This window comes from Rufibacter immobilis (assembly GCF_003721565.1).
GTDB classification, from domain to species: Bacteria; Bacteroidota; Bacteroidia; order Cytophagales; family Hymenobacteraceae; genus Nibribacter; species Nibribacter immobilis.
The window spans coordinates 832,492-857,450 of record NZ_RJJE01000017.1 but is presented as its reverse complement, the minus strand read 5'-3'; the positions used below and the strand labels follow the sequence as shown (position 1 = coordinate 857,450).

Below are 24,959 nucleotides of genomic sequence, written 5' to 3'. Positions count from 1 at the left end.
ACGTGTCAGCTAACCTGAGTTGGGGTAGTTATAGGCAGAGCGCTGTACTCGGCACGGTCTTCCTCATCTGAACGGTTCACGAATGTGCTTACCAAAGACAAGGCCAGAGCAATGACCAAAGCGGGCCAGAAACCTTTGATTTCGAAATTGCGCACCAACTTATCCGCTATTTTGATCACGATTGCCGAAACGATCAGCTTCACCAGGAACTCCAGCAGGAAGAACGTCACCAGGTTCAGGATAAAGGTTAAGATATACCCGATGAGTACATTAAGGATTCCTACTAGAATGGCTACCCAAAGGGCAGTCCAGAAACTTTTAACGGTAACCTGCGGCATAATGTACGCGAGCAACAGTAGCACACCGGCACTGAGGAGGAGGTCAAGAATCAGATTCATTTTTTTTCATAGTTTAGTTAGAACTTGAGTAGTAGGAATGGCCTTTGCCCTCCCTGGAAACATATACTCTTCTTTTCAGGATTTGGTTAAAGCGCACCCGCTAAAGATTGCTGCAATACCGCCTGAAGTTCTTGCCAAAGCTCTGGGTTGGTGGCAGGGTAGCGCTGGTTCACCTCTAGTTCCAGCCCCGCATATTTTTCATCAGAGAAAAGTTTGCGCAGGTGCGTGGTCAATCCATCGGCAGTACCTTTATAGGGGTAGTTGTATCTAATTTTATAGTCTGGGTTGAGCAGCTGTATCTTCTGGCGCCACCGGGCCGCAAAAAGTTGTTCCCGCTCCCGTTTGGGGTCATACAGCAATCCAATGTCGGCTTTTCGCTGTTTGCCACTGATGACCGGAGTGAAACTGTGCACCGAAACGTGCGTTACGTGGTGCCCTTGCTCCACCCACTCCTTTATCTGGTCTTCCACGCGCTTGCGGTACGGATAGTAATGCTGGCGCAAAACCCCTTCGGCCTGGGTGGTAGAGAGCGGGAGCATGAATTCAGAGAACAAATGCGGATGGTGCAACGAGCGGTTCAGTTCCACCACCAACCGGCTGGTGGTGCTGTAGAGGGAGAAGTCTGAGATTTTCCGCAGTTTCTTGAACAGTTCCAGCGCGCCAATGTCGTACCCCCTGTGCGTAGCCAACACCTCTTCCGCCGTTTCAAAGGCAGAAGCATACTCCGGCGGAATTTCGTTTCCGCCGTGCTCACAGGTGACCAGAACTTTTAAACGCTCGTCTTTCAAGGTGTGAATAATTTATTATAAGCCAGACACTTAGCTAACTGTCTGTATACGCCTTTTATTTGTTCTAAGGAAGGATTTTCCCCTAAAACCTGTAAAATTCTCTGGGACAGGTTCCCCTGTTCCAAAATAGTCTCAATTGCGTGGCGTATTTCAGCTGTCAAAGTATTCTCTTCCCGTATTTCCTGCCACAGGTGTTGCCACACCTGCTGCAAGGAAGCTCTCTCAACAGCCATGCCCAAAAGCCGCAGATAATCCGCATCCTCAATAATCGTCTCAAACCCGTTTTTCAGTGAGGCCCTGAACACGGTTGCCAACCTGGAAGTGTCTGCCTGCTGTTGGTCTGCATAGGTGCTCCACTGCTCAGCCACCAGTTTTTTCAAAACTTCGGAAACGAAGGCCACAATGGCGATGTCGGCGAGCGGGCACTCCTGGTTGTCAATGATCCTGATTTCAATAGCCCCCCTACTGAACCTAGCAATGGCGCCTCGGGAATTGAGAAATTCGTCCTGTAGTTCCCCCTCCGGATCAAAGGGCGCAATGGCCTGGTACATGGGCTCAAAAATCTCCGCCTCATAGTCCTTTTGGCTGAACACCGCCTCTGGAACTACTTCACCGGCAATAAGCGGAATCTTCTGTTGGTTGGTACGGTACACCTCCAGGCGGGCATCTAAATAACCTGTGAATTTCCCATCCAGTAAAGGCGAAGCGGCACTCAACGCCGGGATGAGCGGCAGCACCAACCTTATGGCGGCATGAAGTCTTCCAAATTCCTCATCCGTCCCAAACGGAAGGTTCACGTGCGTACTTTGCAGGTTAGACCAGCCGTGGCCCTGGCAGTTGAAAATGCGGTTGTAGGCTTCGTAGATCTCGCTGGCGTCGTGGGGCCAAAGCACGGTCTGGGTATGCGGGTCCATGAACGGATGGGCACCGCTAGGCAACAACATCGCCTTGAATGGCAACAGCAAAGTATTTACCCGTTGCACTTCGGTATGGAATTGATGGGCCAAGTCTGTGAGTGAATCCGCCGGTCCGTTGGTTTTAAGTTCCAGCACATGAAGCACCAGTTCGTTTGACCAGGCCATGGTGTCCCGCTCCACATCTGAGGTCAACATTCCGGCCTCGGCTTTAAGAACTTCATCAGAGATGGGCTTAACCTCCAGCGTGTCCTGGTCTACAATCATGTATTCTATCTCTACTCCGTAGCCCTCAAACAAACCTAATTTCTTTACGGAGCTCATGCCTGTTCAAATTTCTTTTGGTTGTCAATGCGGCGCTTGATGGATTTCAGAATGGTCTGGTACAGATCTTTCTTCAGGATTTTATCCTCTACCCCGTGGTCAATGTTAGGATTATCGTTCACCTCAATCACGTAGGCCTTGCCATCTATTTCCTTTAAGTCTACGCCATATAACCCGTCGCCAATAAGATTGGCGGCTTTCAAGGCGGTGTGCAGTACAAAAAAAGGCACCTGCTCAAAAGGAACGGTTTCAAAATCGCCGGTGATGTCTTTCTTTTTGCCTTCCCAGTTGTAGATCTGCCAATGGTCTTTGGCCATAAAGTATTTACAGGCATACAGCGGCTGCTTGTCCAGTACACCAATGCGCCAGTCAAAATCAGTGGGGGTGAATTCCTGGCCAATAATCAAATCTGACTCTGACAGCATCTCCTGCAATTGCTCAGCGAGTTCCTCCTCGGTTTTTACTTTCACCACGCCCTGGGAGAAAGAAGAATCGGGTTTCTTGAGCACGCACGGCAGACCTAGTTCCTCCACCACTTTACAACAGTTCTCCCTGTGGATGATCATGCTCTTGGGAATGGAAACTTTGGCTTTGGTGAGCAGCTCGGCCAGATATACTTTGTTCGTGCAGCGCAAAATAGATACAGGATCATCAATGACCACCAACCCCTCGGCATGGGCTCTGCGCGCGAAACGGTAGGTATGGTGGTTCACAGAGGTAGTTTCCCTGATGAACAGCGCATCAAACTCAGAAAGCCGTCGGTAGTCTTCCTTGGTGATAAGTTCAGTATAGAATCCTAGCCCTTCGGCAGCCTCCATAAAGTTCTGAATGGCTTTGTCGTTAGACGGCGGATCAGCATCGGCGTGGTTCACCAGAATGGCCAGGTCATAGATCTTCTTGTTGATGCGGCTTCCGGCAAAGCGGTTGCGGGCAAAGTAGGCCTTAGAAAATCTATACAGATCCCGTAGGTGATGTTCCGGCACCTCGTTCACCGGGATGGGACTGATGCTTTCCAGCGTCCACTCTTTATTATAGACAAACTGTGCCCGAAGCAGAGGGGCCTGAAACAGGTCATGCAGCTGCTTGCTCAGCTTCTCGTACTGCTTGGCCACGTTCTGCCCAAAATAAATGCTCAAGGTGAAGTTTTTGGACTTTAGCTTTGACAGACTCTTCTGGATGGTCTCATTGATTTCATCCGTGATAGCCCGCACAATGGTCTGCGACTTTAAATCCTGGATAGTGGTCACGTTGGGAATGGGCCTGTGGCCCCGGGCTTCTGCCAGAAGTGAGACATAATAGCCGCTGCTTTGGTATTTATAGGACCGGCACAGGTTAAAGATGCGGGCGCTTTTAAGCTCTGTATAAGTAGGGTCTGTGAGGTAACGTTGCGCGTCAACCACTTCTACATCTTCTACGTCAAGATCCCAGTCTTTGGTATTATTGACCACTACTAGTTTGCGCATGAAGGTTGGAGTGTTCTATGGGTATTGGTTTAGGATGCTTTAGGTTCTATGGCCAACAGATTGGCATCATAGGTAACGATGCCCAGCATGATGGCATTGATCAGGCGGGAGATAGTCACATTATAATAGTTGTTTCTGAAAAGCGGGTTTTCCTGATAAGGATCAGCCACAATCACGTGCTCTTTTTCCTGTTCATTGTCAAAACCGGCCAGGACCACAAAATGCCCAAGCGGCTCCCCCCGTACATCGTCATAGATTGCCTCACCACGGTCATTGGTGCGCTCCCGGGCGCAGTTGTACAGGTAGGTGGCGCTGAGCCCGGTGAGCAGCGGAATTCCCTTGGAGAAGTAATTGTCCAGTAGGTCAACGGTTAAGTCTTTGTGACAGATTTCGCCCCCCAGCTCCAAAAATTCAATGTAGGCCTTGCTGGCTATGTGCAGTTTGGGGTCACCTTTATAAAGCATCTGCTCCCGCAGGTTTTTAACCAAATCATCGTTCTTCAGCTTGAACCAGGTGGGGTCAAACACGTGCAGGTTATAGGTATAGATTCTGGCCCTGTAGCCTCTGCGCAGAGCATGGCATCCTAACATGACGCCCAGCGTGCCACCTTCCTCCAGGAATGATACTTCAGAAATTACCTGCTCCAGGGGGAGTATGTCCTGGTAATATTGGTAAACGGCATGTAAACTGGTAGGACCGCAGGTGGAATCATCTGGTTGGGTGAGAATCCGGAGCGAATTGAGTAGTTTTACTGGAAGCACGTCTTCTTAATCTTTTTGACTCACTTATACGTGTTTCTACTTACAGGTTACTAGAAATAAAACCGGATAGAACGTAACATTCTGCATCGTAATCACGAAGCACTAATGGACACTTGTTTTCGGCACTATTTAAAGTTGCCTAACCATTTGTTTTTCATGCTTTCAGTGTATAAAATGCCGTGGGAACGGTTAAGAGTGATATATTTGGAGTTTACCGTAATCCATTCTTCATTTTAACTACAGGCTATTGAAAAAGGAGACCCCGATCCGAACAATTGTCATAGACGACGATGAACTGAGTCGCTTGATTCTGGAGCGCCACATTAAGGCCACTCCCTCCCTTGAACTGGTACAAGTTTTTGGCTCCAGTGTAGAGGGCCTGGCTTGGCTTTTGCAAAATGACGGTGTAGACCTGCTGTTCCTGGACGTGGAAATGCCAGAAATGACCGGGCTGGAATTGCTGCGTACGCTGCCTTCTAAGCCGCAAACCATCCTGATCACTTCCCACAAAGATTTCGCGCTACAGGCCTTTGAGCTACAGGTAGCCGATTACCTGATGAAACCGGTGGAGTTCACCCGTTTCACCCAAGCCGTGCTGAACGTGGTGAAGAAATTGGAAAATACAGCAGCGGCGGCTCCTGCCCCGGCTGCCGCTGCACCCGATGAGCTATTTGTAAAGGTAGACAACAAGATCATTAAGCTGAACCTGAACAATATCTCTTACATAGAGGCCCGCGGTGACTATGTGGTGATTAACACGGACAACAAGAAACACATTGTCTATACTACTATGAGCGCGATTGACCAGAAACTACCCCCTGAGATGTTTCTGCGCATTCACCGGTCCTTCATTATCAACCTCAAGAAGATTGAACTGATTGAGGATGATTCAGTGCTTATGCAGGACAAGTACATCCCTATTGGCGGCTCTTACCAGAGCAAATTCTACAGCCGCATCAACAAGCTTTAACAATTTAGATTCATTTTTATTCCTGGCGTTTAGGGGCTGTTTTTGGAATAACAGCCCCTAAACGCCTTTTTTTAGCAATTACTTTAAAATAATAAAAAAATGAACAAACGTTCAATCATTTATGAATAAACGAGAAATTCAGCGTGAGGAAACGGTTCAGAAAATTCAGGACGTGGCTATGGTATTGTTCGCTGAGGAAGGGTATGACCGTACCTCCATCAGGAAGATCGCAGAAAAGGCGGGTGTATCTTTAGGCTTGTTGTACAACTACTACAGCAGTAAGGAAGAACTGCTGAAGGGGATCATGTTAAAAGCGAGGCAAGCGAACAAGGCTTTTCTGAAACAACCCGCTGAGGGAGTCCCCCCTTTTCAGTACATAGAGCATCATGTACGCAGCACCTTTGAGGCCTTGCAGCAAAATCCTACCTTTTGGCGGCTGCACCACAGCCTGCGTATGCAACCAGCAGTATTGAAAGCCATGGGGACAGAGGAGGAGAATGAGTCATGGATGCAGAGTACTATGTTAACTAGCAAACTTGCTGCGGCGGGCTCCCACTCCCCCTCGGCGGAGGCTGCCCTGATGCTGGCCACTTTAGACGGTATTGCTCAGCATTACCTTACCCTGCCTACTTTTCCATTGCAGGATGTAGTGATCAGGTATTTGCTCCAACTTAAAAATTACTTGAATGGCTAAAGCCGTACTAAAAAAGCCACACCTTTTGGGCGTGGCTTTTTTAGTACTACTCTCTGGGTTTGTGCCGGCTCTCCAACACTTGCACTACCTCCGCTAATGAAAGACCAGAAGCTTCCAGCAGCACCAGCAGGTGGAAAATCAAATCAGCCGCTTCGCCTTTCATGGTATCGGTTTTACCGGCTACCGCGTCAATGACTACCTCCACGGCCTCTTCGCCTACTTTCTGGGCCATTTTGTTCAGACCTTTGTCAAACAGGAAGTTGGTGTAAGAACCTTCTATTGGATTTCTGCGCCGCTCTTTGATGGTTTGTTCCAGCTTGGAGATGAACTGCAAGGCTTTCTCAGTAGGTGAAAAGTTCTGGAAACTTCTTTGGTGGTAAGAATCTGCATCTCCCTCCACATCAAAGCAGGTTTCGGTGTTGCGGTGACAGGCGGGCCCGGTGGGATTTACCAGAATCAGGAGCGTGTCCTGATCGCAGTCCAGTTCTATCTTCACCACTTGGAGCGTATTGCCGGAGCTTTCGCCTTTGGTCCAGAGGCGGTTCTTGGAACGGGAGAAAAAGGTGACCAAGCCGGTTGTTTGTGTCTGCTGAAAGGCTTCTTCGTTCATGTAGCCCAGCATCAGTACTTTTCCGGTGGCGGCATTCTGTATGATGGCGGGCACCAGCCCCTCTCCTTTTTTGAAATCTATGGTCATTTGTTTGTGGTTGAGACACAAGATATAAGACTCAAAACATAAGATTTTTTCTCTTCTTATATGTCTTGTGTCTTATATCTCAAATACGAATATCAATCTTATTCTCTGCTAAAAACTGCTTCAGTCCGGGCAGCGGTACTTCCTGGAAGTGAAAGATACTGGCAGCCAGCGCGGCATCGGCCCCAGCTTCAAAAACATCTAAGAAGTGTTGGGCATTCCCGGCTCCGCCGGAGGCGATGACCGGCACAATCACGTTACGGGAAATCTCCCCCGTAATGTCTAGCGCGAAGCCGTTCTTTGTACCATCGTTGCTCATGGACGTAAGCAGAATCTCTCCGGCGCCGCGTTCCACTACTTCTTTGGCCCAGTCCATGGCCCACAGGCCTGTATCCATGGTGCCCGCTTTGCTGAAAACTTTCCATCCTTCCGGGGTGCTTTTGGTGTCAATGGCCACGGTCACGCACTGGCTTCCGAACCGGCTGGCCAGCTCCGTGATCAGCTCCGGACGGTGAATGGCCGAGGAGTTCACCGATACTTTATCGGCACCGTTCTGTAACAGCACTTCCACGTCTTCCACGGCACTAATGCCGCCGCCCACGGTAAACGGAATGTCAATGTAGCGGGCCACTTCGCGCACCAGTTCCACCAGGGTCTTCCGCTTTTCATTAGTGGCGGTGATGTCCAGAAACACCAGTTCGTCGGCGCCTTGTTTGGCGTACAGCGCCGCCAGTTCCACCGGGTCGCCGGCATCCCGGATGTCTTCAAACCGCACGCCCTTCACAGTACGTCCGTTCTTAATGTCTAGGCAAGGGATAATTCGTTTTGTGAGCATTTGGTTGACCTCACCCTAAATCCCTCTCCCACGGAGAGGGACTTTCAGGCTTTTCTGATTTGTTCTTAATTGCGTTTCGGGGCTCTTTTTCTGAAAACAGCTCTAAAACAACTTTACAATTTATGAATTCAATTGGCGCGAGTCTCTGGACTCGTGCCCACGGATGCGTGGAGTCTCCAGACTCCCGTATTCCGGCTGGTGGTTCCCGGCGAGTCTGGAGACTCGCATCATCCTTTGTCACGAGTATGGAGACTCGCGCCAGTTAATAGCCAGTAGAACGCTACCGAACTTCCTTAGCCAGGTCTTCCAACTTAATGGTACCCTCATAGATGGCTTTGCCGATGATGGCGCCATGCAAACCGGCATCGCGGAGCTGACGGACTTCTTCAATGGTAGTCACGCCGCCGCTGGCGATGAACTGCAAGGTGGGGAACTTTGTAATCAACTGCTGGTAAATCTCCAGCGAGGATCCCTGCAGTTTTCCGTCTTTGCTCACATCAGTGCAGATGAACGTTTTAGCGCCTTTTTCAGAAAAAGAGGTCAAAAACGCCTCCAAGGTGAGGTCGCTCTGCTCGGCCCAGGCATTGATGGCGATGCGGTTGTCTTTGAAATCGGCGCCCACAATAATTTTATCGGCACCATATTCCTTCAACCATTTCTGCACGGTCTTGGGTTCGCGCACGGCAATGCTGCCGGCGGTGACCTGCTGGGCACCTGCATCAAAAGCTTGTTGAATGGCTTCGCTGCTTTGCAGGCCTCCGCCGTAGTCAATGTGCAGGCTGGTCTCGCGGGCAATGCGGGCCAGCACCGGCAGGTTCACCGGCTGTTTGGCGCGGGCACCGTCCAGGTCCACCAGGTGCAGGCGGCGCAGCCCGAGGCCTTCAAACTGTTTGGCTACCTCCACGGGGTCTGAGTGGTAAGTGGTCTGCTGCGCGAAGTCACCCTCGGTCAACCGGACGCATTTGCCCTCAATCAGATCTATTGCTGGAATAATTTCCATGGCTTAGAGATTTAAGAAGTTCTGGAGAATGTGCGCCCCCGCGGGACCGCTTTTCTCGGTATGAAACTGAACGGCGTAGAAGTTTTTGTACTGCAAGGCGGCACTGAACGGCTCTGGATACGAACTCTGCGCAATGGTATGCTCCGTGACCGGCGCATAGAAGCTGTGCACGAAGTAGGCATATTCATCTTCCTTGATACCAGCGAATAAACCGCTCTTGAGGTGGTGCAGATTGTTCCAGCCCATGTGCGGTACTTTGATAGCCGCATCAAACTTGCGTACGGGCACCGGAATGATGTTCAGCATCTCGGTATCGCCTTCCTCTGAGTGTTGGCAGAGCAATTGCATGCCCAGACAAACGCCCAGAAAAGGCTGCGTTAAGGTAGGCAACAGCGTGTCCAGGTTATTCGCTTTGAGGGCGCGCATGGCCGAGGAAGCCTCGCCCACGCCCGGGAAAATCACCTTGTCTGCGCTCTTAATTTCCTCGGCGTTGGAAGAAACGGTAGCCTGGGCACCAAGTCGTTCCAGCGCGAAGAGTACGCTCTGCACGTTTCCGGCTTTATAATCTACGATGACGATTTTCATTACAGGACGCCTTTGGTGCTGGGGATTTCCATCTTATTCACGTCGCGGACCAAGGCCATTTTAATAGCTTTGGCCACGGCTTTGAAGATCGCTTCTATTTTGTGGTGCTCGTTTTCGCCTTCAGCCTTGATATTGAGGTTGGCCTTAGAGGTATCTGAGAACGATTTAAAGAAGTGCAGAAACATCTCGGTGGGCATGTCTCCTACTTTCTCGCGGGTAAACTTTGCGTCCCACACCAACCACGGACGTCCCGAGAAGTCAATGGCGGCGTGCACCAGGGCATCATCCATGGGCAGCAAAAAGCCGTAACGGCTGATCCCGCGTTTGTCGCCAATGGCTTGCGCGAAAGCTTCGCCCAAGGCCAGAGCGGTGTCTTCAATGGTGTGGTGCTCGTCAATGTGCAGGTCGCCTTTCACGTGGATGCGCATGTCAACGCCGGAATGGCGCGCCAGTTGGTCCAGCATGTGGTCAAAGAACCCGAGGCCGGTCTGCATGTCTGATTTTCCTTCGCCGTCCAGGTTTATCTCCACGCTGATCTGCGTCTCGTTGGTGTTGCGCTGAATGGTGGCTTTGCGGGCGGGCAAACGCAGGAAGTTGTAGATTTCGTCCCAATCGGTGCTCACGAAAGTGGCGTCTTCATTGGTGCCTTCCTGCAGCAAGATGCTTTTAGAGCCGAGGTTTTTGGCCATCTGCACATCCGTCAGGCGGTCACCAATCACGTAGGAGTTCGCCAGGTCATATTCGCCGGACAGGTACTGGCCCAGCATGCCCAGACGCGGCTTGCGGTTAGGGCTGTTCTCGTGCTCAAAGCTGCGGTCAATGTGGATGTGCGCGAATGTAATGCCCTCGCCTTCCAGAATCTCCAGCATCTTGTTCTGGTACGGCCAGAAGGTGTCTTCCGGGTATGAATCAGTGCCCAGTCCGTCTTGGTTGGTCACCATCACAAACTCGTAATCCAGCTCGGTAAAGATTTTGTAGAGGTTCCGGATGACCTTCGGGTAAAATGAGAACTTCTCGAAAGAATCTACCTGGTAATCGGTGGGCGGTTCCAGCAGAATGGTCCCGTCGCGGTCAATGAATAAGACTTTTTTCATTCGTTTAGTAGTAGCACGTATCGCGTAGCAAGTAGCACGACAAGGTTAAGTATGTGAGGCGCAAGCCAAGCATCTGCTTGTGCCGAAGTTATTTCTGTTTTTGGGCTGTTTTCAGAAAAAGAGCCGCTAAACGTACATTATTTTTCTCTGGCGCGAGTCTTCAGACTCGTGACTTGGGATGAAGCGAGTCTCCAGACTCGCTAGTAACCACAGGCCAAATTGTGGAGTCTGGAGACTCCGTTCATCCATCGGCACGAGTCCAGAGACTCGCGCCAGTAGTTCTTGATTTCCGTTTTTGGCCTATTTTCTGGAAAACAGGCTAAAAACGGAAAAGCGGGATTCCCCCTCTCTATTGGAGAGGGGGTTGGGGGGTGAGGTTTTGCAGTGCCTCCAGCAGATTGTCGTTTTCTGCGGGCGTTCCCACCGTGATGCGCAGGCAGTTGGCGCAACCGGGTTGGGTAGAACGGTTTCGCACCACCACGCCCCGCTCCAGCAGATAGCCATACAGTTCATTGGCGTTGGGCACCTGCACCAGCACAAAGTTCGCATCTGACTGATACACCTTTTCAACGAGCGGAAGCGCCGCAAATGCATCCACCAAACGGGTCCGTTCCTGGATGATAACTTGCAGCATATCGTCTAGTTGGGCGGTTTTATCTAAAGCGGCACTTACCAACTCCTGCGTCACCACATTAATGTTGTACGGCGGCTTAATCTTGTTCAGGTAACCTATAATTTCCGGCGAGGCGAAGGCCATACCCAGTCGCAGACCGGCCATGCCCCAGGCTTTGGAAAGGGTCTGCAACACCATCAGGTTCGGAAACTCATCTAAACGCGTGCTCCAGCTGGGCTCGTCGGTGAAGTCAATGTAGGCCTCATCTACCACCACCAAGCCGTTGAAAGACCGGATGAGCTGCTCAACCGTGGCAGAGTCCAGAATATTTCCGGTGGGGTTGTTGGGCGAGCACAGGAACAAAATCTTAGTACGCTCCGTCTGTTTAGCGGCTATTTTTTCAAAAACAGGCTGAAAACGCTCATCCAGCGGCACCCGCTGAATGCCCACGTTATGGATGTTCGCGCTCACCTCATACATGCCGTACGTGGGCGGCAGCAACAGCACCTCATCGCGGCCCGGTTCACACACCAGCCGCACCAGCAAATCAATGGCCTCGTCTGACCCGTTCCCGATGAAGATTTGCTCCGGCCGTACGCCTTTCAGCTTGCTCAGCTTCTCTTTGATAGTTTTCTGGTACGGGTCTGGGTAGCGGTTGTAATCCACGCCCCCGGCCAGGCTGCCCAAGTTGTTTTCGTTCGCGTCCAGATAGACGCTGGCCTCCCCCTCAAACTCATCACGCGCAGAGGAATAGGGCTTCAGTGACTTGAGGTGCGGACGGATGAAATTCTCTATGGTGAACATGTTTCAAATTTGGAGATTTGGAGATGAGGAAATTTAAAAATGGCTTCCTGCACCAAATCTTATTTCATTGTTTTACTTTTCTATTTATACAAGCTAAGCCTTCTTTTCCCTTTAGTCATCCTGAAAGGACCTTGTGGGCAAACTAGAAAAGCAGAAGCTCAACCGCTTCTACCGTTTGCCACCAAGATTCTTTCAGGATGACAAAGGAGGTCAGTTATGTTGATTAGATGTGTTGGCAAAAATAATTTTCTTATTTCCAAATCTTCACATCTTCTTATTTTCAAATCTTCGCAAGGCGAATCGTCACCGCGTTTTTATGGGCGTGCAGACCTTCGGCCTCAGCCATGGTTTCTACGGCGGGGCCGATGCGCTCCAGTCCCTCGCGGGTGAGTTGCTGGAAGGTGATTTTCTTCACGAAACTGTCTAAGGACACGCCGCTGTAGTTGCGGGCGTAGCCGTTGGTTGGCAAGGTGTGGTTAGTACCAGAGGCATAATCTCCTACACTCTCCGGGCTGAAGTGTCCCATGAAGACCGAACCGGCTTGGGTAACGCCTTCCGCCAAAACCTCCGGCTCTGCCACCGACAGAATTAAGTGCTCTGGGGCGTACAGATTAGAGAAGGCTAACGCTTCGTCTAAAGAACCTACCACCACGCCCACGCTATTATCCAAGGCTTGCTGGGCCACCGTCTGCCGAGGCAGTTTCGCCACTTGTTCCGCCACGGCGGCTTGTACGTTTAGGAGCTGTTTTTCTGAATTCGTGACGAAAACAACTTGGGAATCCGGACCGTGTTCGGCCTGGGAAAGCAAATCGGCGGCCACGAAGTCGGCATCCGCTGAATCATCGGCGATGACCAAAACTTCTGACGGACCCGCCGGCATGTCAATGGCTACGCCCAGTTGGGTGACCATCTGCTTGGCGGCCGTCACGTATTGGTTTCCGGGTCCAAAGATTTTATCTACCGCCGGAACCGTCTCGGTGCCGAAAGCCAGGGCCGCGATGGCTTGCGCCCCGCCCGCTTTGAGAATGCGTTTGATGCCAAGCCGGTGAGCGGTGTAGAGAATGGTGGCGTTGATGGAGCCGTCTGCACTAGGAGGCGTGGTCAGAATAATCTCGCGGCAACCCGCAATCTGGGCCGGAATGCCCAACATGAGTAACGTAGAGAACAACGGCGCCGAGCCCCCCGGGATGTACAAACCCACTTTCTGGATAGCCACCGATTTACGCCAGCAGGTCACTCCTGGCATGGTTTCAAGCTGTTGCACCGCCTCCCGCTGCGCTTCATGGAAACGGTTTATGTTGTTGTACGCTAGCTCAATGGCGTCTTTTAACTCTTGGGCTACTTGCGGAACGGCAGCGGCAACTTCTTTGTCAGTAACCCAAACGTTTTGCAAGGTGGCTTTGTCAAATTTGGCCGCCAGTTCAATCAAAGCTGCATCGCCGCGCTGTTGTACCAGGTCGAAGGTCTGCTGAACGCCCGCCCGCAGTTGGTCCAGTTTCTGGACCGGACGTTGGGTAAGGGCAGCCCATTCCTCGCGTTCAGGATAAAGATAGGTTTTCATCTTAGCCAATCATCTTTTCAATGGGAACCACCAGAATACCCTCGGCCCCTGCCTCTTTCAGCTTCTGGATAATGTCCCAGAAATCGTCTTCATTCACCACCGAGTGCAGGGAACTCCAGCCTTCCTCGGCCAGCGGAATAATGGTAGGCGATTTAATGCCGGGCAACAGCGGCTTGATCTGCGGAATAGCGGAGTTTGGTGCATTTAAGACCACATATTTGGATTTCTGCGCTTTCTGCACCGCCTCCATTCTGAACAGCAGTTGCTGTAACAGACGGTTCTTTTCAGCATCCAGATTCTGGTTCGCAACCAAGACCGCCTCAGATTTAAAAACCGTTTCCACTTCACGCAGGCCGTTGCTGATTAAGGTAGAACCCGAAGAGACAATGTCACACACCGCATCGGCTAGGCCAATGCTAGGCGCAATCTCCACTGAGCCGCTTATGGTATGGATGTCAGCTTGCACACCTTTAGAAGTCAGGAACTCCTGCAGCAGGTTGGGATACGAAGTGGCAATGCTTTTGCCCTGTAGCGACGTAACATCGGCGTAGGCATCGCCTTTAGATACGGCCAATGACAGGCGGCATTTGCTGAAGCCCAGGTTTTTCACCGTCAATTGCTGCAAACCTTCCTCCACCAGCACGTTCTGGCCCACAATGCCAATGTCGGCCACGCCGTCGGCCACGTAACCGGGAATATCGTCGTCGCGCAGGAAAAGAATCTCAAGGGGGAAATTGGTGGCCTCTGTTTTCAGTTTGGAAGAAGCACTGAGGAAAGAAATACCGCACTCACGGATGAGCTTCAGGGAGTCATCTGACAAGCGCCCGGATTTTTGGATGGCTAACCGGATCATAAAAGTATGGTTGCTCTAGAGCGTGATGTATGAAAAACAAAGATAGAACCAGATTCGCGTTTCTCTCGGAAATGCGGCGGTTTAATGGGGCCTAGCCCCAGTACGGGCGATATGATGATATGATTCCTCCTAAGAGGAATGATGGAAATGATGGCAATGCACCCCGTGTACCGCGGTTGCGGCAGAAGAAAGGGAAATATTTTGATAGGTGCTGCTCATAAGATGGGCCAAAGGTAACCAAGTATTTTCAATAAACAAGTCAATTATTCGTTCCGTATTTGTTTGCTTATGTAGAAGATTATCAGCTATCTTTGTTTAAATACATTGATTATTGAAATTATTATACTAAAAGATTAATGATTTAAGTAAATAATTGATCTTCTGAGGAAGAAACGTTGTTCCTAGCATACGCAAACGATATAAAGCGTTTCATTATGAGAGTATTTTTTGCCCCACTGATTTCTTTACTTCTTCTGTGTTGCTCAGCACAAGCACAAACTTTACTTAAATTACCGCAAGCTAGCCCAAGAGCCCACCTTACTTATACTATTGGCGTAACCGATGTCACCATTAATTACGGAGCCCCTGGGGTTAAAAACCGCGAAGTATGGGGCAAGCTGGTGCCCTACGGACAGGTGTGGCGGGCTGGCGCCAATGAGGGTACCTCTATTAAATTCAGCACCGAGGTACGCATTTCCCAAGAGACAATTCCGGCCGGCACCTATACCCTCTATGTTTTGCCCGTTGATTCCGCTAATTGGACCTTGATCCTGAGCAAGCAGAAAGGCCTTTGGGGAACCGATGGCTATGATCCTAAAGAGGATTTCATCCGGTTGCCCTTCAGTCCGCAGACTGCTCCTTTCCAGGAAACCCTGGAGTACTCCATCAAGGACATTACCACCAACAGCGGAAGGCTGCACCTGCACTGGGCAAACAAAAAGCTGGTGGTGCCAATTCTGGTGGAAACGCACAAGCAGACCATGAACCAGATTAAAGACTCATTGAGCATCGCCAGCTCTACTGACTGGACAGTGTATGCTTTGGCCGTGAATTACCTCATCCTGCAAAACACAGACCATGAACAGGCGCTCCAGTGGGTGAACAAATCCATTGAAATGGAGGAAAACTTCTACAATGTCTGGCTCAAGGCAAAACTTCTGGCCCAAAAGAATGAATACATGGAGGCGCTGGAGCTGAACAAAAAGGCCCAAAAGCTCGGGAAAAAATCAAAAGACACTTACCACGCTTACGCCGATGAGATTGAAGATGCGGCCATTCTCTGGAGAGAAAAGCGGTTTGCTGTTAATTAATCTCCCAGCCTCCTAAACAAGCAAGCCTGACTTTAGTAAGTCAGGCTTGCTTGTTTAGGAGGTGTAAATGCATGTTCTATCCTTTCTAATTTACGTTTAGGGGCTCTTTTTCTGAAAAAAGAGCCAAACTGGAAAAGCTTTTCTTAAAGAATAGATGCAGAAAGGTCAAAGTGCCCTGCTTGAGAGAATCAGAATTTTGCGATGAACCGCACATTCACCAGCCGCCCCGTCAGGTAATTTGGCACTGCGTAGGTATAGCCATTGTAGTCCCGCACGTAGTTGTAGGAAATCACGTTATTGGCTGCAATCAGGTTCAGGACCTCCAGGCTCAGCCAAAGGCTTTTGAAACCGAATCCGGCCGACTCCGTTCCGCGTAAAGTAATCAGTTTGGAAAACCCAATGTCCACTCGCTTATAGGCTGGCCCCGGAAAGGAACTGCGCTGGTTGATGTCTCCCGATGGGCCAAACGGTAAGCCGGTGCTGAACACTATGTTCAGGTACATCCGCAGCGTAGGATTGTTGGGCAGGTGATCCTGGAAAAATACTCCAAAGTTCAGCAATTGATCCGTTGGCCTCCGGATATATCCCTTCGGCTCTTTTTTCACCACTTCTCCACTCTGGGGATCTCTGACAACAGTGGAGTCTCCCATCAGATTCTCCCTCGTTCTCAGGAAGCCCACGCTAAACCAGGATTCTTCTCCTTTGATAAACTCCCCGTTAAACCGCACATCTACCCCCATGGCGTAGGCTGTGGCATTTACGTTTGGCAAGTACCTAATGCGCATGTTGTCTTGCTCATACGGGATAACAGTAGGTAGATATTTATAAAAAGCCTCCGCGGTTAATTTGAAAGGACGCCCCCATTTCTGAAAGCGGTATTCAGAACCAGTGATAAAGTGCCAAGATTGCTGGTTCTCCAGGTCTTTATTCAGTTGGCCCTGTACATCGCGCAGTTCCCGGTAGAGCGGTGACTGCACGTACATACCCGCAGCCATTTTGAAAGACCAACTGGGAAGTGTTGGGTACTGCAAAGCCAACTGTACTCTTGGGCTGATGGAAAGTTGCCGGTTCACGGACCAGTAATGGAACCGAACTCCATAGGTCAAGGTCTTGAGACTGTCCAGCGTCAGTTGGTGTTGGGCAAAGCCTTGGTAGCGGGAGGAAGAAAGCGATTGTTGGCTGTTCAGGCTTCTCAGGTCAAAAACATAATCTGACGAGTCTTGAAAGGAATATTCCTGCAACGCATCTCTAATAGATTCATTTCCCCCCTTAATGCCTCCGCTGAACTGGCTTTTGGCAGAGGCCGCCCACGTAGCCCTAATCTCAAATGTCTGTAGAGAAGCCCGCAGACGGTTCCTGGCAAATTCATAGCGGGTGCCTACGCCGCGTTCGCCAGCGCATTTGTTAAAAGATGAAACACCAGGCGTGGGCATCACATCACAAAACCGATACCCGGCTTCCAGATCCCGTACCTCCCGTTCCTGGCTGTACAAACCTGACAAAATTGCTTCGGCCCGGAAGGTTGAGGTGAAATCGTGCTGTAGGCGCAGGCTCCCCTGATAAGTGGTGTACTTCATCTGCTCTTGCCCGTCATACCCCACCAACAGGCGTAAGGTCTGGAACTGGTTACCAAACGTAGTTTCCCGCGTCTCCGGCCTAACCTGATAATTATTTTGGGCGACACTCCCTAAAAAGCTGAGCTGAGTCTTGGGTTCTGAATAAGCCGTTCTATGTTCCTCAGATGATAAATCATAGGTAAGGTACGTCTGCACATCAGAGAATTTAGGCCGATAATCCCCTTCCACCTCCAGGCTGTTCAGCAGGTAAGTTGCGTTTTTGTGCCGGGCTCCTACCAAAAATCCGAATCTGCCCTTGGCGGCTGTTCCCTCCGCGTGGACAGAGCCTCCGGTCAAACTTCCGGAAACGGAGGCAGCCGCTTTGGTGGGGGTACGATACTGGATGTCCAGCACGGAGGAAAGCTTATCACCATACTTAGGTTGCCAGCCGCCCGATGAGAACACCACATCCTGCACCAAGTCTGGGTTCACGAAGCTTAACCCCTCCTGTTGCCCGCTCACGTTCAGGAACGGACGGTACACCTCCATCCCGTTTACATAGACCAGGTTCTCGTCAAAATTTCCGCCGCGCACCGAATAACTGGAGGAAAGCTCATTGTTACTGGTAACCCCTGGCAGCGTGAGCAGGATTTTATTGAATTCCTGAAATGGGGCGGGCAGCGTTTGGGTCAGGCGCGGGTCCAGCCGTGTTATGCTGACTTGGTCTCTGGTATCAGTAGCGCTTCTGCCCAAGACCCGCACTTCCTGCAGTTGGCTGTTCACTTCCTGCAACTCAAGCGTCACAAACCTTTTTTCCTGGGGCAGCAGCTGCACTTCCTGGCTTATGGTTTTATAGCCTATATAACTGACGGATACTATGTAAATCCGATTGGCTTCAAGCGCTAGTGTAAATCTTCCCTGAGTGTCTGAGGAGGTGGTAAGTGACTTGTTCTGTACCGAAATGGTAGCGCCCACCAATGGATTCTGTCGTGCATCCTGCACCACTCCCTGCAAATACGCTTGTTGCGCCTGCAAAGTGAAACTGACCAGCATCAGAACAAACCCTAACCCCCACCCCCTGCAGCTCTTCATCTATCCCTATTTTTTGATTTGTTTAAGATCCAGAATCGTCTGGGCTGGATTTTGGGAGTTGAAGACATAGGAACCGGCCACCAACACATCTGCTCCGGCTGCTAACAGTAAAGGTGCGTTATCTTGGTTTACGCCACCGTCAATCTCTATCAGGCAACCAGATTCTTTTGACTCAATAAGCGCCTTCAGTTCTTTTATTTTGTGGTAGGTATGGGCAATGAATTTCTGACCGCCAAACCCCGGGTTCACAGACATAAGGCAAACCACATCCAGATCCTGGATAATCTCGGAAAGGAAGGCAACCGGAGTATGTGGGTTCAAAGCAACGCCGGCTTGGGCACCGGTGGCTTTAATTTGCTCCACCGTGCGGTGTAAATGCGGGCAAGCTTCATAATGCACGGTAATCACGCTGGCTCCGCCGGCTCTGAACTGTTCAATGTACAACTCAGGGTGCTCTATCATTAAGTGTACATCCAGAGGTTTCTGGGCAACTTTATTGATGGCGTGCAGCACCGGGAAACCGAAGGAGATGTTGGGCACAAAGCGGCCATCCATCACATCTACGTGAATCCAGTCAGCGGTGCTGTGGTTCAGCATTTCTACATCTTTGTCTAATTGGCCAAAGTTTGCGGCCAGAACGGAGGGAGCAATTAAATGAGGCATTCTAATGGGTTTAATCTTCTGCAAAGCAACAATTTCTGAGGGCAAAAAACAATTCTGACCGAAAACTGATGCAGAGGCAGTTCTAGACTGTTTTAGGCTTAATTTCGGAAAAAGAGCCCCTAAACGCCCTGATGCCACCTATAAAATAAAACCTCGCTATGATGCCATAACGAGGTTTTATTCAAGCTTTTATCTCTGCCCACTTACTCGGCTTTACCTGAACTCACCAGAAGTTCCGTCTTGTCTGTACCAGAGACAATAAAGTTAGTGCCCACTGCGCAGTCGCTTTCGCCGGAGGCAGGGTTACAGTAATCATAGTTGATGGTGCTGCGTTTGATTGGACCCACGCCCCAGGCCAGTACCTCAGTGGCTTCTTTCTTATCTAAAAATTCCTCAAAATCTGCCTGTTTTACCGTTAACGTGGTGGCATAATCAAGGCCGTCTTCTGCATAGGGTTTGCCTAGATCCTGGTAAGTGAGGTAAACCTTGGTTTCACTGCCTCCGCCCAGGAAGGCGTTGGTGATGAAGGAACGGCCTTCCTCTACCGGATATACCATGCGTACGTACGTGCTGTTGTTCTCCTGCACCCGCAAATCTGTAGCTGACCTTGAAATTAATCTCACGCCATTGATGACCCAATTACTGCCTTCGGTGCTTCTGCGGCTCAGTTCCACCCGGTACCACTCGCGGCCTTCCTGGTCTTTGGTGATGGCATCTATCCGTTCGCGGGTTTGGTAAGTGGTGGTGTTCTCCACCTCGTTGCGCCGGTAGGTGTTCTCCGTTACGTTGAAAATCCAGTAGTTGCCCACCTCCAAAGGATAATACTGGTACCCGATGGCGTCAGGATCTCTGGTGATTTCCTCGTCTCCGCAGGAAGTGGCAAACAGGCTGGTCAGCAGGAATGCAAAGAGCAAGATTTTTCTCATAGACAGCAAGTAAAGTCTTTTAGTCAAGCATGAAGCTGGTCTCAATCCATCCGCCGCCAATCACATCGTCGCCCTCATAGAAAACGGCGGCCTGGCCCGGTGCGATGGCATTCACGCCGGCGTGGAATTTCACTAGCATCTTATCGCCCACCTGTTCAATGGTAGCGGCGGTGCCTGGGTCATTGTAGCGCACTTTGGTCACAGTCTCAGTGGGCAGGCCGTGCAGGTTCTCGTATTTTAACATGCTCAGTTTGCCCACGTTCATGCCGTTCTTGGCCAGTTGCTCGTAATTCCCCAGTACTACCCTATTCGTTTCTTTCTCTATGCGGGTTACAAACGCCGGATAGCCCAGGGCTACACCCAAGCCTTTGCGCTGGCCAATGGTGTAGAACGGGTAACCATCGTGTTTGCCTATCACGGTGCCGTCTTCCAGAACAAATTCACCGCCCGCCACTTCGGCCTGCAAAGTGGGCACGCGCCGCTTCAGGAAACTGCGGTAATCGTTGTCCGGGATAAAACAGATCTCATAGGATTCGGCTTTCTTCACCAGCGCATCAAACCCGCGATCCATGGCCATCTGCCGGATCACGGTTTTATGCAGCTGACCCAGCGGGAAAATAGTGCGGCTCAGGCTTTCCTGCGAGATACCCCACAACGCATACGACTGGTCTTTGTTATGGTCTTTCCCCTTGGAGATGACGTACCGGCCGTTCTCTTGCCTGATGTTGGCGTAATGACCGGTGGCAATGAAATCACAGCCTAACTTATCGGCGCGGCGAAGCAAGGCATCCCATTTGATGTGCGTATTGCACAGCACACAAGGATTGGGCGTGCGGCCGGCAATGTATTCGTCTGTGAAATGGTTGATGACGTAATCCCCGAATTCCTCCCTAATGTCAATGATGTAATGCGGGAAACCCAGCTGAACGGCAATGTCACGGGCATCATTGATGGAGTCAAGGCTGCAGCAGCCGGTTTCCTTTTTACTTCCCCCGGAACTGGAGTAGTCCCAGGTTTTCATGGTCATGCCCACTACTTCGTACCCCTGCTCGTGCAACAGCACCGCTGCCACAGAGGAATCAATTCCGCCACTCATGGCGACTAATACTCTTCCTTTTGAACTCATTTTTTTCTAAGCTGAAACGGGATTCACAGTCCCGCCGAAAAACAATGCTGCAAATATAGTGATTTTAAAGCGATCTGCCTTCTTCTGTAGATCAGGCACTTAGGCGCTTGTACTTTCCCTAACCCTGCCCCCCTTAAATTAGTTTAATGGAAGCCAGTGAATTGTTCACCGCAAGAACAGGCACTTTTAACGAAATACTGTAGGCTTAAAAAGGGAAAGGCATTACTTTTGGCTACAGAACAGGTCTACCTAAGCCTGTTTTTTACAAACAACCAAGAAAAGAAATGGCACTGAATACAATTGTCCTGGTGAACCAGATTACCAACCTGAGCGATGCCCGCTACTGCGCCGGCATGGGCGTGGAAATGCTGGGCTTCTCCCTGCAGCCGGGCCAGCCACAGCACATAGATGCCGCCGCCTTCAAGGAAATTTCCGGATGGGTGTCTGGCGTGAAACTGGTGGGCGAGGTTGACAACCTGCCCGTGGCGGAATTGGAAGAGCTTCTGCTGGAATACAAAGTAGACATGCTCCAGCTCAACAGCCTTTACTTCATTGAAGAGCTGGACGACCTCCCCCTGCCCATCATTCTGCGGATTCTCATTGACAAAGACACCGTAGAGGAAAACATCATCAATACCCTGGAACTCTACCAACAGCACGTGGAGTATTTTTTGATAGATTCTGAGGATTTCACTTCCATAGACGAGACCAACCGCCGCTTTCTGCGCGATATCTCTAAGCGGTTCCCTATTCTGCTGGGCTTCGGGCTCACGAAAGAGAACACCCGGGAGGCCCTGGACAAAATTCAGCCGGCGGGAATCGCCCTTAAAGGCGGCGAAGAGATCAGACCAGGCTACAAGAACTTTGATGAACTGGAAGAGATTTTTGAGCAGTTGGAAGACTAAGGCCTAAATGGGATGGGCTATATAGCGCAAGCTAAGTAGCTACATCTACTTCCGGAGAAAATTAGAAAGGTCTTCCGTTTAGGGGCTGTTTTTGGAAAAACAGCCCCTAAACGGAAGACCTTTATATTAACTGTAAAAGCAGCTGATTTAGCCGCCAAGCAGCACACGTGCGTTTTGGGGCTTATTTCAGAAAAAGAGCCGCTAAACGCAGTCTTAGATCTGTTAAACCGTTATCTGTAGGTATTTGATGGGCACCTCTAACTCCAGGTACTTCTTCTCAAAGGTGGTATAGATGCCCATGGTATGCTCCTGCAAATCTGACTGGTACAAATCTTTGGTATAGAGCAGATTTTTGGCTTTTCTTTCTTCCAACACTTCCAACGAATAGTCAAACAGAAGCTCGCTGTCGGTTTTCAGGTGGAGTTTACCGCCGGGCTTAAGGATACGCGCGTACATGTCCAGGAAGCGCGGCGAAGTAAGGCGGCGCTTGATGTCGCGCTTGCGGGGCTGCGGGTCTGGGAAGGTAATCCAGATCTCGTCTACCTCCTGCTCCCCGAAGTGCTGGTCAATGTTCTCCAGAAAGATCCGGAGGAACCCTACGTTATACAGGCCGGCTTCTTCGGCCAGGGTACTTCCCTTCCAGATGCGGTTGCCTTTGATATCAATCCCGATGAAGTTCTTGTTCGGGAAGCGTTCGGCCATGCCCAAGGTGTACTCACCTTTCCCGCACCCTACTTCCAACACCAGGGGCTGCTCCTTCAGGAAGAAATCCTGGTTCCAGCGCCCTTTCAGTTTCTCAAAATTCTCTTTACCAGGTTCCACCACGTTAGCCCGGGTGGCATTTACTGCAAATTTCTCTAATTTTCCTCTGCCCATGAATTATAGTTCGGGTATTTCTGCCACCACAAAGGTACTGCCTCCAATGAATATTACCTCATCTGGCTGCGCATGCGCTTTCGCCGACAAAATAGCGTCCTGTACCGTAGGATAGGCGGCTCCCTTCAACCCAGCGAATTGGGCCTCTTCCCAGAGCTGCTGCACGGGCAGCGCCCTCGGGATTTGGGCTTCGCAGAAGTAGTAGCGGTAAGAAACCGGAAGCAAACGCAGCACGCTCTGGATGTCTTTGTCGTTCACGGCCCCAAATACAAAGTGCACCTGCTTGGGCCTGAGCGCCAGCAACTGCTTCACCACGTGGGTGATTCCATCTATGTTGTGGCCCGTGTCACAGATGGTGAGGGGCTCCTGGGCCAGTACTTGCCAGCGGCCCTGTAAACCGGTAAATTCCTGCACCTTTTCCAGCCCTTCACGCACATGGTCGGCTGAGATAACAAAGCCTTGCCGTCTCAATTCTTCAACCGTAGCCAGCACTCCCGGCAGGTTGAATTTCTGATAGTTTCCTAAAAGAGAAAGCTTTAAGTCTCCCAGTAGAAGTTCCTGGTTGAAATAGACCTCAAAGGAAGAGTGTAAACCGGAAATGCCTTTGGCCTCCACCTGGTATACCTGATCTGCGAAGACCAGCGTAGATTGCGTTTCAGCGGCCTTTTTCTCAAAAACGGCCGAAACTGCGGGCTGCGTTAAACTAACCACGGCAGGAACGCCAGGCTTGATGATACCGGCTTTCTCCTGGGCGATCTCCGGCAGGGTGTTCCCCAAGAGGCTCTGGTGGTCTAACCCAATGTTGGTGATGAGCGATACCAGCGGGGTGATGATGTTGGTGGAATCTAGCCTTCCGCCTAGCCCTACTTCAATCACGGCAATATCTACCTGCTCCTGGGCGAAATGCTCAAAGGCCAAGGCAACCGTCATCTCAAAGAACGAAGGCTTTACCTGCTCAAAAAGCGCTTGGTGCCGCTCTGTAAACTGCGCTACTTTCTCTTTGGAGATCATCTCCCCGTTCACCCTGATGCGCTCTGTGAAGTCTTTCAGATGCGGTGAGGTATAGAGACCAGTTTTATAGCCAGCCGCCTGCAAAACGGCCGACAGCATAGAAGAAGAGCTCCCCTTGCCATTGGTGCCCGCCACATGCACCGTCTTGAAGTGCTGCTGCGGGTTATCTAAGGCTTGGGTGAGCGCAATGATATTGTCCAGGCTCTTCTTAAAAGCAGCGTTGCCGATGCGGTGAAACATCGGCAACTGCTGGTAGAGATAGTCTAAGGCTTGTTCGTAGGTCACGAAGGTCGTCTTTAGTTTGATTTAATGATGAAGGTGATGGTTCCGGTCGCCCCGGCACTGGAGGACGAATTGTTGATGCGGCTGAAGGAAGTTCTCTGCACCTGTTTCTTGTACCACTCCACCACTTGCGGGCTTACGCTGTACTCTACCACCTGCAAACTCACTAATTCTCCGTCGCCGTCTATTTTAATTCTGAATTTGATGATCCCGCTTTCGTTCTCATACGGGTCTGGCCGTGGCTCAATATCATAGCGCCAACCGGGCATATCAAGAGATCCGCCGCCACTGCCGCCTTTCCCGGTCTTCTTGCCGGGGTACATTCCGGCTGGATTTCCTTTATCGCCTACGGTTCCTTCGTCGCCGTTGTTGTTGCCGGTAGGCTGATTGCTGGAACCGGCTACACCGTTACCGGCACCCGTTTTAGCTTTGCCCATGAGGGCGCGGGTGTCAACTTTCTTTTCTTCTACCTTGGGCTGCTCCACCACTTTGGGTTTGGGCTCCTCCTTCACGCTCACCGGAGCTTCCATGGTGGTGGTCACCACTTTCTCGGGTTGGGCGGTTACTTCGGGTTGTGGTTGGGGCTGGGGAGTTGGGGTGGCTTTGGGAGATTCGGCAGCCGGCTGGCTGTCTTCCTCGTTAGGCGAATCATTGGGCTGCGCTTTGCTGTGCACATCGCCGCCCCCGGTTTCCGTAGTTCCGAAGGACATCTCTATCCCGCCCAATTGATCTAACTCAGGATCTGGGCGCTGCCCAACCAAGAAGAAAAAGAGAAAAAGCAATAACAGCGCATGCACCGCTAGGCTTACCCCCATGGCTATGCGTTTGTTTTTTTCTTCTTCCTGTGTAGTGGCAATCATA

24 protein-coding genes are annotated in these 24,959 nt (G+C 50.7%); 4 read left to right on the top strand and 20 right to left on the bottom strand.

Annotated elements, in window-relative coordinates:
- Window positions 1–5: 5 nt before the first annotated feature.
- From EFA69_RS16515 to EFA69_RS16495, 5 genes are all read right to left on the bottom strand, one after another.
- Window positions 6–398: a phage holin family protein gene (locus tag EFA69_RS16515; protein WP_123134185.1), complete on the bottom strand. Its 393-nt coding sequence runs from the start codon at window positions 396–398 to the stop codon at window positions 6–8.
- 86 nt (window positions 399–484) lie between these two features.
- Window positions 485–1,186, bottom strand: a complete 702-nt coding sequence (locus EFA69_RS16510; RefSeq protein ID WP_123134184.1) for an N-formylglutamate amidohydrolase — start codon at window positions 1,184–1,186, stop codon at window positions 485–487.
- A complete protein-coding gene (locus EFA69_RS16505) occupies window positions 1,183–2,424 on the bottom strand; it encodes a carboxylate-amine ligase (RefSeq protein ID WP_123134183.1) in 1,242 nt (413 codons plus the stop codon). The genes EFA69_RS16510 and EFA69_RS16505 overlap by 4 nt, the downstream gene beginning before the upstream one ends.
- On the bottom strand, window positions 2,421–3,887 hold the full coding sequence (locus EFA69_RS16500; RefSeq protein WP_123134182.1) for a RimK family protein: 1,467 nt from the start codon (window positions 3,885–3,887) through the stop codon (window positions 2,421–2,423). Before EFA69_RS16500 ends, EFA69_RS16505 begins: the two co-directional genes overlap by 4 nt.
- A 29-nt stretch (window positions 3,888–3,916) precedes the next feature.
- On the bottom strand, window positions 3,917–4,648 hold the full coding sequence (locus tag EFA69_RS16495; RefSeq protein WP_123134181.1) for a peptidase-C39 like family protein: 732 nt from the start codon (window positions 4,646–4,648) through the stop codon (window positions 3,917–3,919).
- Window positions 4,649–4,895: 247 nt separating this feature from the next.
- Between EFA69_RS16495 and EFA69_RS16490 the strand changes: the two genes are divergently transcribed.
- Window positions 4,896–5,618 carry a LytR/AlgR family response regulator transcription factor gene (locus EFA69_RS16490; RefSeq protein ID WP_123134180.1) on the top strand — a complete coding sequence of 241 codons (723 nt, stop codon included), beginning with the start codon at window positions 4,896–4,898 and terminating at the stop codon, window positions 5,616–5,618.
- Between the two features lie 121 nt (window positions 5,619–5,739).
- The gene (locus EFA69_RS16485; RefSeq protein WP_123134179.1) at window positions 5,740–6,312 is read left to right on the top strand and encodes a TetR/AcrR family transcriptional regulator; all 573 of its coding nucleotides are present in this window, start codon (window positions 5,740–5,742) and stop codon (window positions 6,310–6,312) included.
- A 46-nt stretch (window positions 6,313–6,358) separates the two neighbouring features.
- On the opposite strand, the gene hisIE is transcribed toward EFA69_RS16485, so the two are convergent.
- From hisIE to hisG, 8 genes are all read right to left on the bottom strand, one after another.
- Window positions 6,359–7,009: a bifunctional phosphoribosyl-AMP cyclohydrolase/phosphoribosyl-ATP diphosphatase HisIE gene (gene hisIE, locus EFA69_RS16480; RefSeq protein WP_123134178.1), complete on the bottom strand. Its 651-nt coding sequence runs from the start codon at window positions 7,007–7,009 to the stop codon at window positions 6,359–6,361.
- 79 nt (window positions 7,010–7,088) lie between these two features.
- Complete coding sequence (gene hisF / locus EFA69_RS16475) at window positions 7,089–7,841, bottom strand: imidazole glycerol phosphate synthase subunit HisF (protein WP_123134177.1); 753 nt, start codon at window positions 7,839–7,841, stop codon at window positions 7,089–7,091.
- A gap of 280 nt (window positions 7,842–8,121) precedes the next feature.
- Window positions 8,122–8,841, bottom strand: a complete 720-nt coding sequence (gene hisA, locus EFA69_RS16470) for a 1-(5-phosphoribosyl)-5-[(5-phosphoribosylamino)methylideneamino]imidazole-4-carboxamide isomerase (protein WP_123134176.1) — start codon at window positions 8,839–8,841, stop codon at window positions 8,122–8,124.
- A gap of 3 nt (window positions 8,842–8,844) precedes the next feature.
- A complete protein-coding gene (gene hisH / locus EFA69_RS16465; protein WP_066835438.1) occupies window positions 8,845–9,426 on the bottom strand; it encodes an imidazole glycerol phosphate synthase subunit HisH in 582 nt (193 codons plus the stop codon).
- Window positions 9,426–10,520, bottom strand: a complete 1,095-nt coding sequence (hisB, locus tag EFA69_RS16460; RefSeq protein WP_123134175.1) for a bifunctional histidinol-phosphatase/imidazoleglycerol-phosphate dehydratase HisB — start codon at window positions 10,518–10,520, stop codon at window positions 9,426–9,428. The genes hisH and hisB overlap by 1 nt, the downstream gene beginning before the upstream one ends.
- Window positions 10,521–10,869: 349 nt before the next feature.
- Window positions 10,870–11,937: a histidinol-phosphate transaminase gene (hisC, locus tag EFA69_RS16455; RefSeq protein ID WP_123134174.1), complete on the bottom strand. Its 1,068-nt coding sequence runs from the start codon at window positions 11,935–11,937 to the stop codon at window positions 10,870–10,872.
- 280 nt (window positions 11,938–12,217) lie between these two features.
- The gene (gene hisD / locus EFA69_RS16450; protein ID WP_123134173.1) at window positions 12,218–13,498 is read right to left on the bottom strand and encodes a histidinol dehydrogenase; all 1,281 of its coding nucleotides are present in this window, start codon (window positions 13,496–13,498) and stop codon (window positions 12,218–12,220) included.
- Between the two features lies 1 nt (window position 13,499).
- Window positions 13,500–14,351, bottom strand: coding sequence for an ATP phosphoribosyltransferase (gene hisG, locus EFA69_RS16445; RefSeq protein WP_123134172.1), 852 nt, complete (start codon window positions 14,349–14,351; stop codon window positions 13,500–13,502).
- A gap of 434 nt (window positions 14,352–14,785) precedes the next feature.
- Here hisG and EFA69_RS16440 point away from each other — a divergent pair, with 434 nt between their 5' ends.
- Window positions 14,786–15,661: a DUF2911 domain-containing protein gene (locus tag EFA69_RS16440; protein ID WP_123134171.1), complete on the top strand. Its 876-nt coding sequence runs from the start codon at window positions 14,786–14,788 to the stop codon at window positions 15,659–15,661.
- 188 nt (window positions 15,662–15,849) lie between these two features.
- On the opposite strand, the gene EFA69_RS16435 is transcribed toward EFA69_RS16440, so the two are convergent.
- The 4 genes from EFA69_RS16435 to mnmA all read right to left on the bottom strand — a co-directional run bounded on the left by EFA69_RS16435 (window position 15,850) and on the right by mnmA (window position 21,024).
- Entirely contained in the window at window positions 15,850–18,309 is a 2,460-nt protein-coding gene (locus EFA69_RS16435; RefSeq protein WP_123134170.1) for a TonB-dependent receptor, read from the bottom strand.
- A 6-nt stretch (window positions 18,310–18,315) separates the two neighbouring features.
- A complete protein-coding gene (gene rpe / locus EFA69_RS16430) occupies window positions 18,316–18,972 on the bottom strand; it encodes a ribulose-phosphate 3-epimerase (protein WP_123134169.1) in 657 nt (218 codons plus the stop codon).
- 203 nt (window positions 18,973–19,175) lie between these two features.
- Window positions 19,176–19,898, bottom strand: coding sequence for a hypothetical protein (locus EFA69_RS16425; RefSeq protein WP_123134168.1), 723 nt, complete (start codon window positions 19,896–19,898; stop codon window positions 19,176–19,178).
- Window positions 19,899–19,917: 19 nt separating this feature from the next.
- Window positions 19,918–21,024, bottom strand: a complete 1,107-nt coding sequence (gene mnmA / locus EFA69_RS16420) for a tRNA 2-thiouridine(34) synthase MnmA (RefSeq protein WP_123134167.1) — start codon at window positions 21,022–21,024, stop codon at window positions 19,918–19,920.
- Between the two features lie 284 nt (window positions 21,025–21,308).
- Between mnmA and trpF the strand changes: the two genes are divergently transcribed.
- Complete coding sequence (gene trpF, locus EFA69_RS16415; RefSeq protein ID WP_123134166.1) at window positions 21,309–21,929, top strand: phosphoribosylanthranilate isomerase; 621 nt, start codon at window positions 21,309–21,311, stop codon at window positions 21,927–21,929.
- Between the two features lie 222 nt (window positions 21,930–22,151).
- On the opposite strand, the gene trmB is transcribed toward trpF, so the two are convergent.
- The 3 genes from trmB to EFA69_RS16400 are packed head-to-tail and all read right to left on the bottom strand — an operon-like array spanning window position 22,152 to window position 24,958.
- A complete protein-coding gene (gene trmB / locus EFA69_RS16410; protein WP_123134165.1) occupies window positions 22,152–22,805 on the bottom strand; it encodes a tRNA (guanosine(46)-N7)-methyltransferase TrmB in 654 nt (217 codons plus the stop codon).
- 3 nt (window positions 22,806–22,808) lie between these two features.
- Window positions 22,809–24,101, bottom strand: a complete 1,293-nt coding sequence (locus EFA69_RS16405; protein WP_245964607.1) for a bifunctional folylpolyglutamate synthase/dihydrofolate synthase — start codon at window positions 24,099–24,101, stop codon at window positions 22,809–22,811.
- Between the two features lie 11 nt (window positions 24,102–24,112).
- Window positions 24,113–24,958: a hypothetical protein gene (locus EFA69_RS16400; RefSeq protein ID WP_123134164.1), complete on the bottom strand. Its 846-nt coding sequence runs from the start codon at window positions 24,956–24,958 to the stop codon at window positions 24,113–24,115.
- Window position 24,959 lies beyond the last annotated feature (1 nt).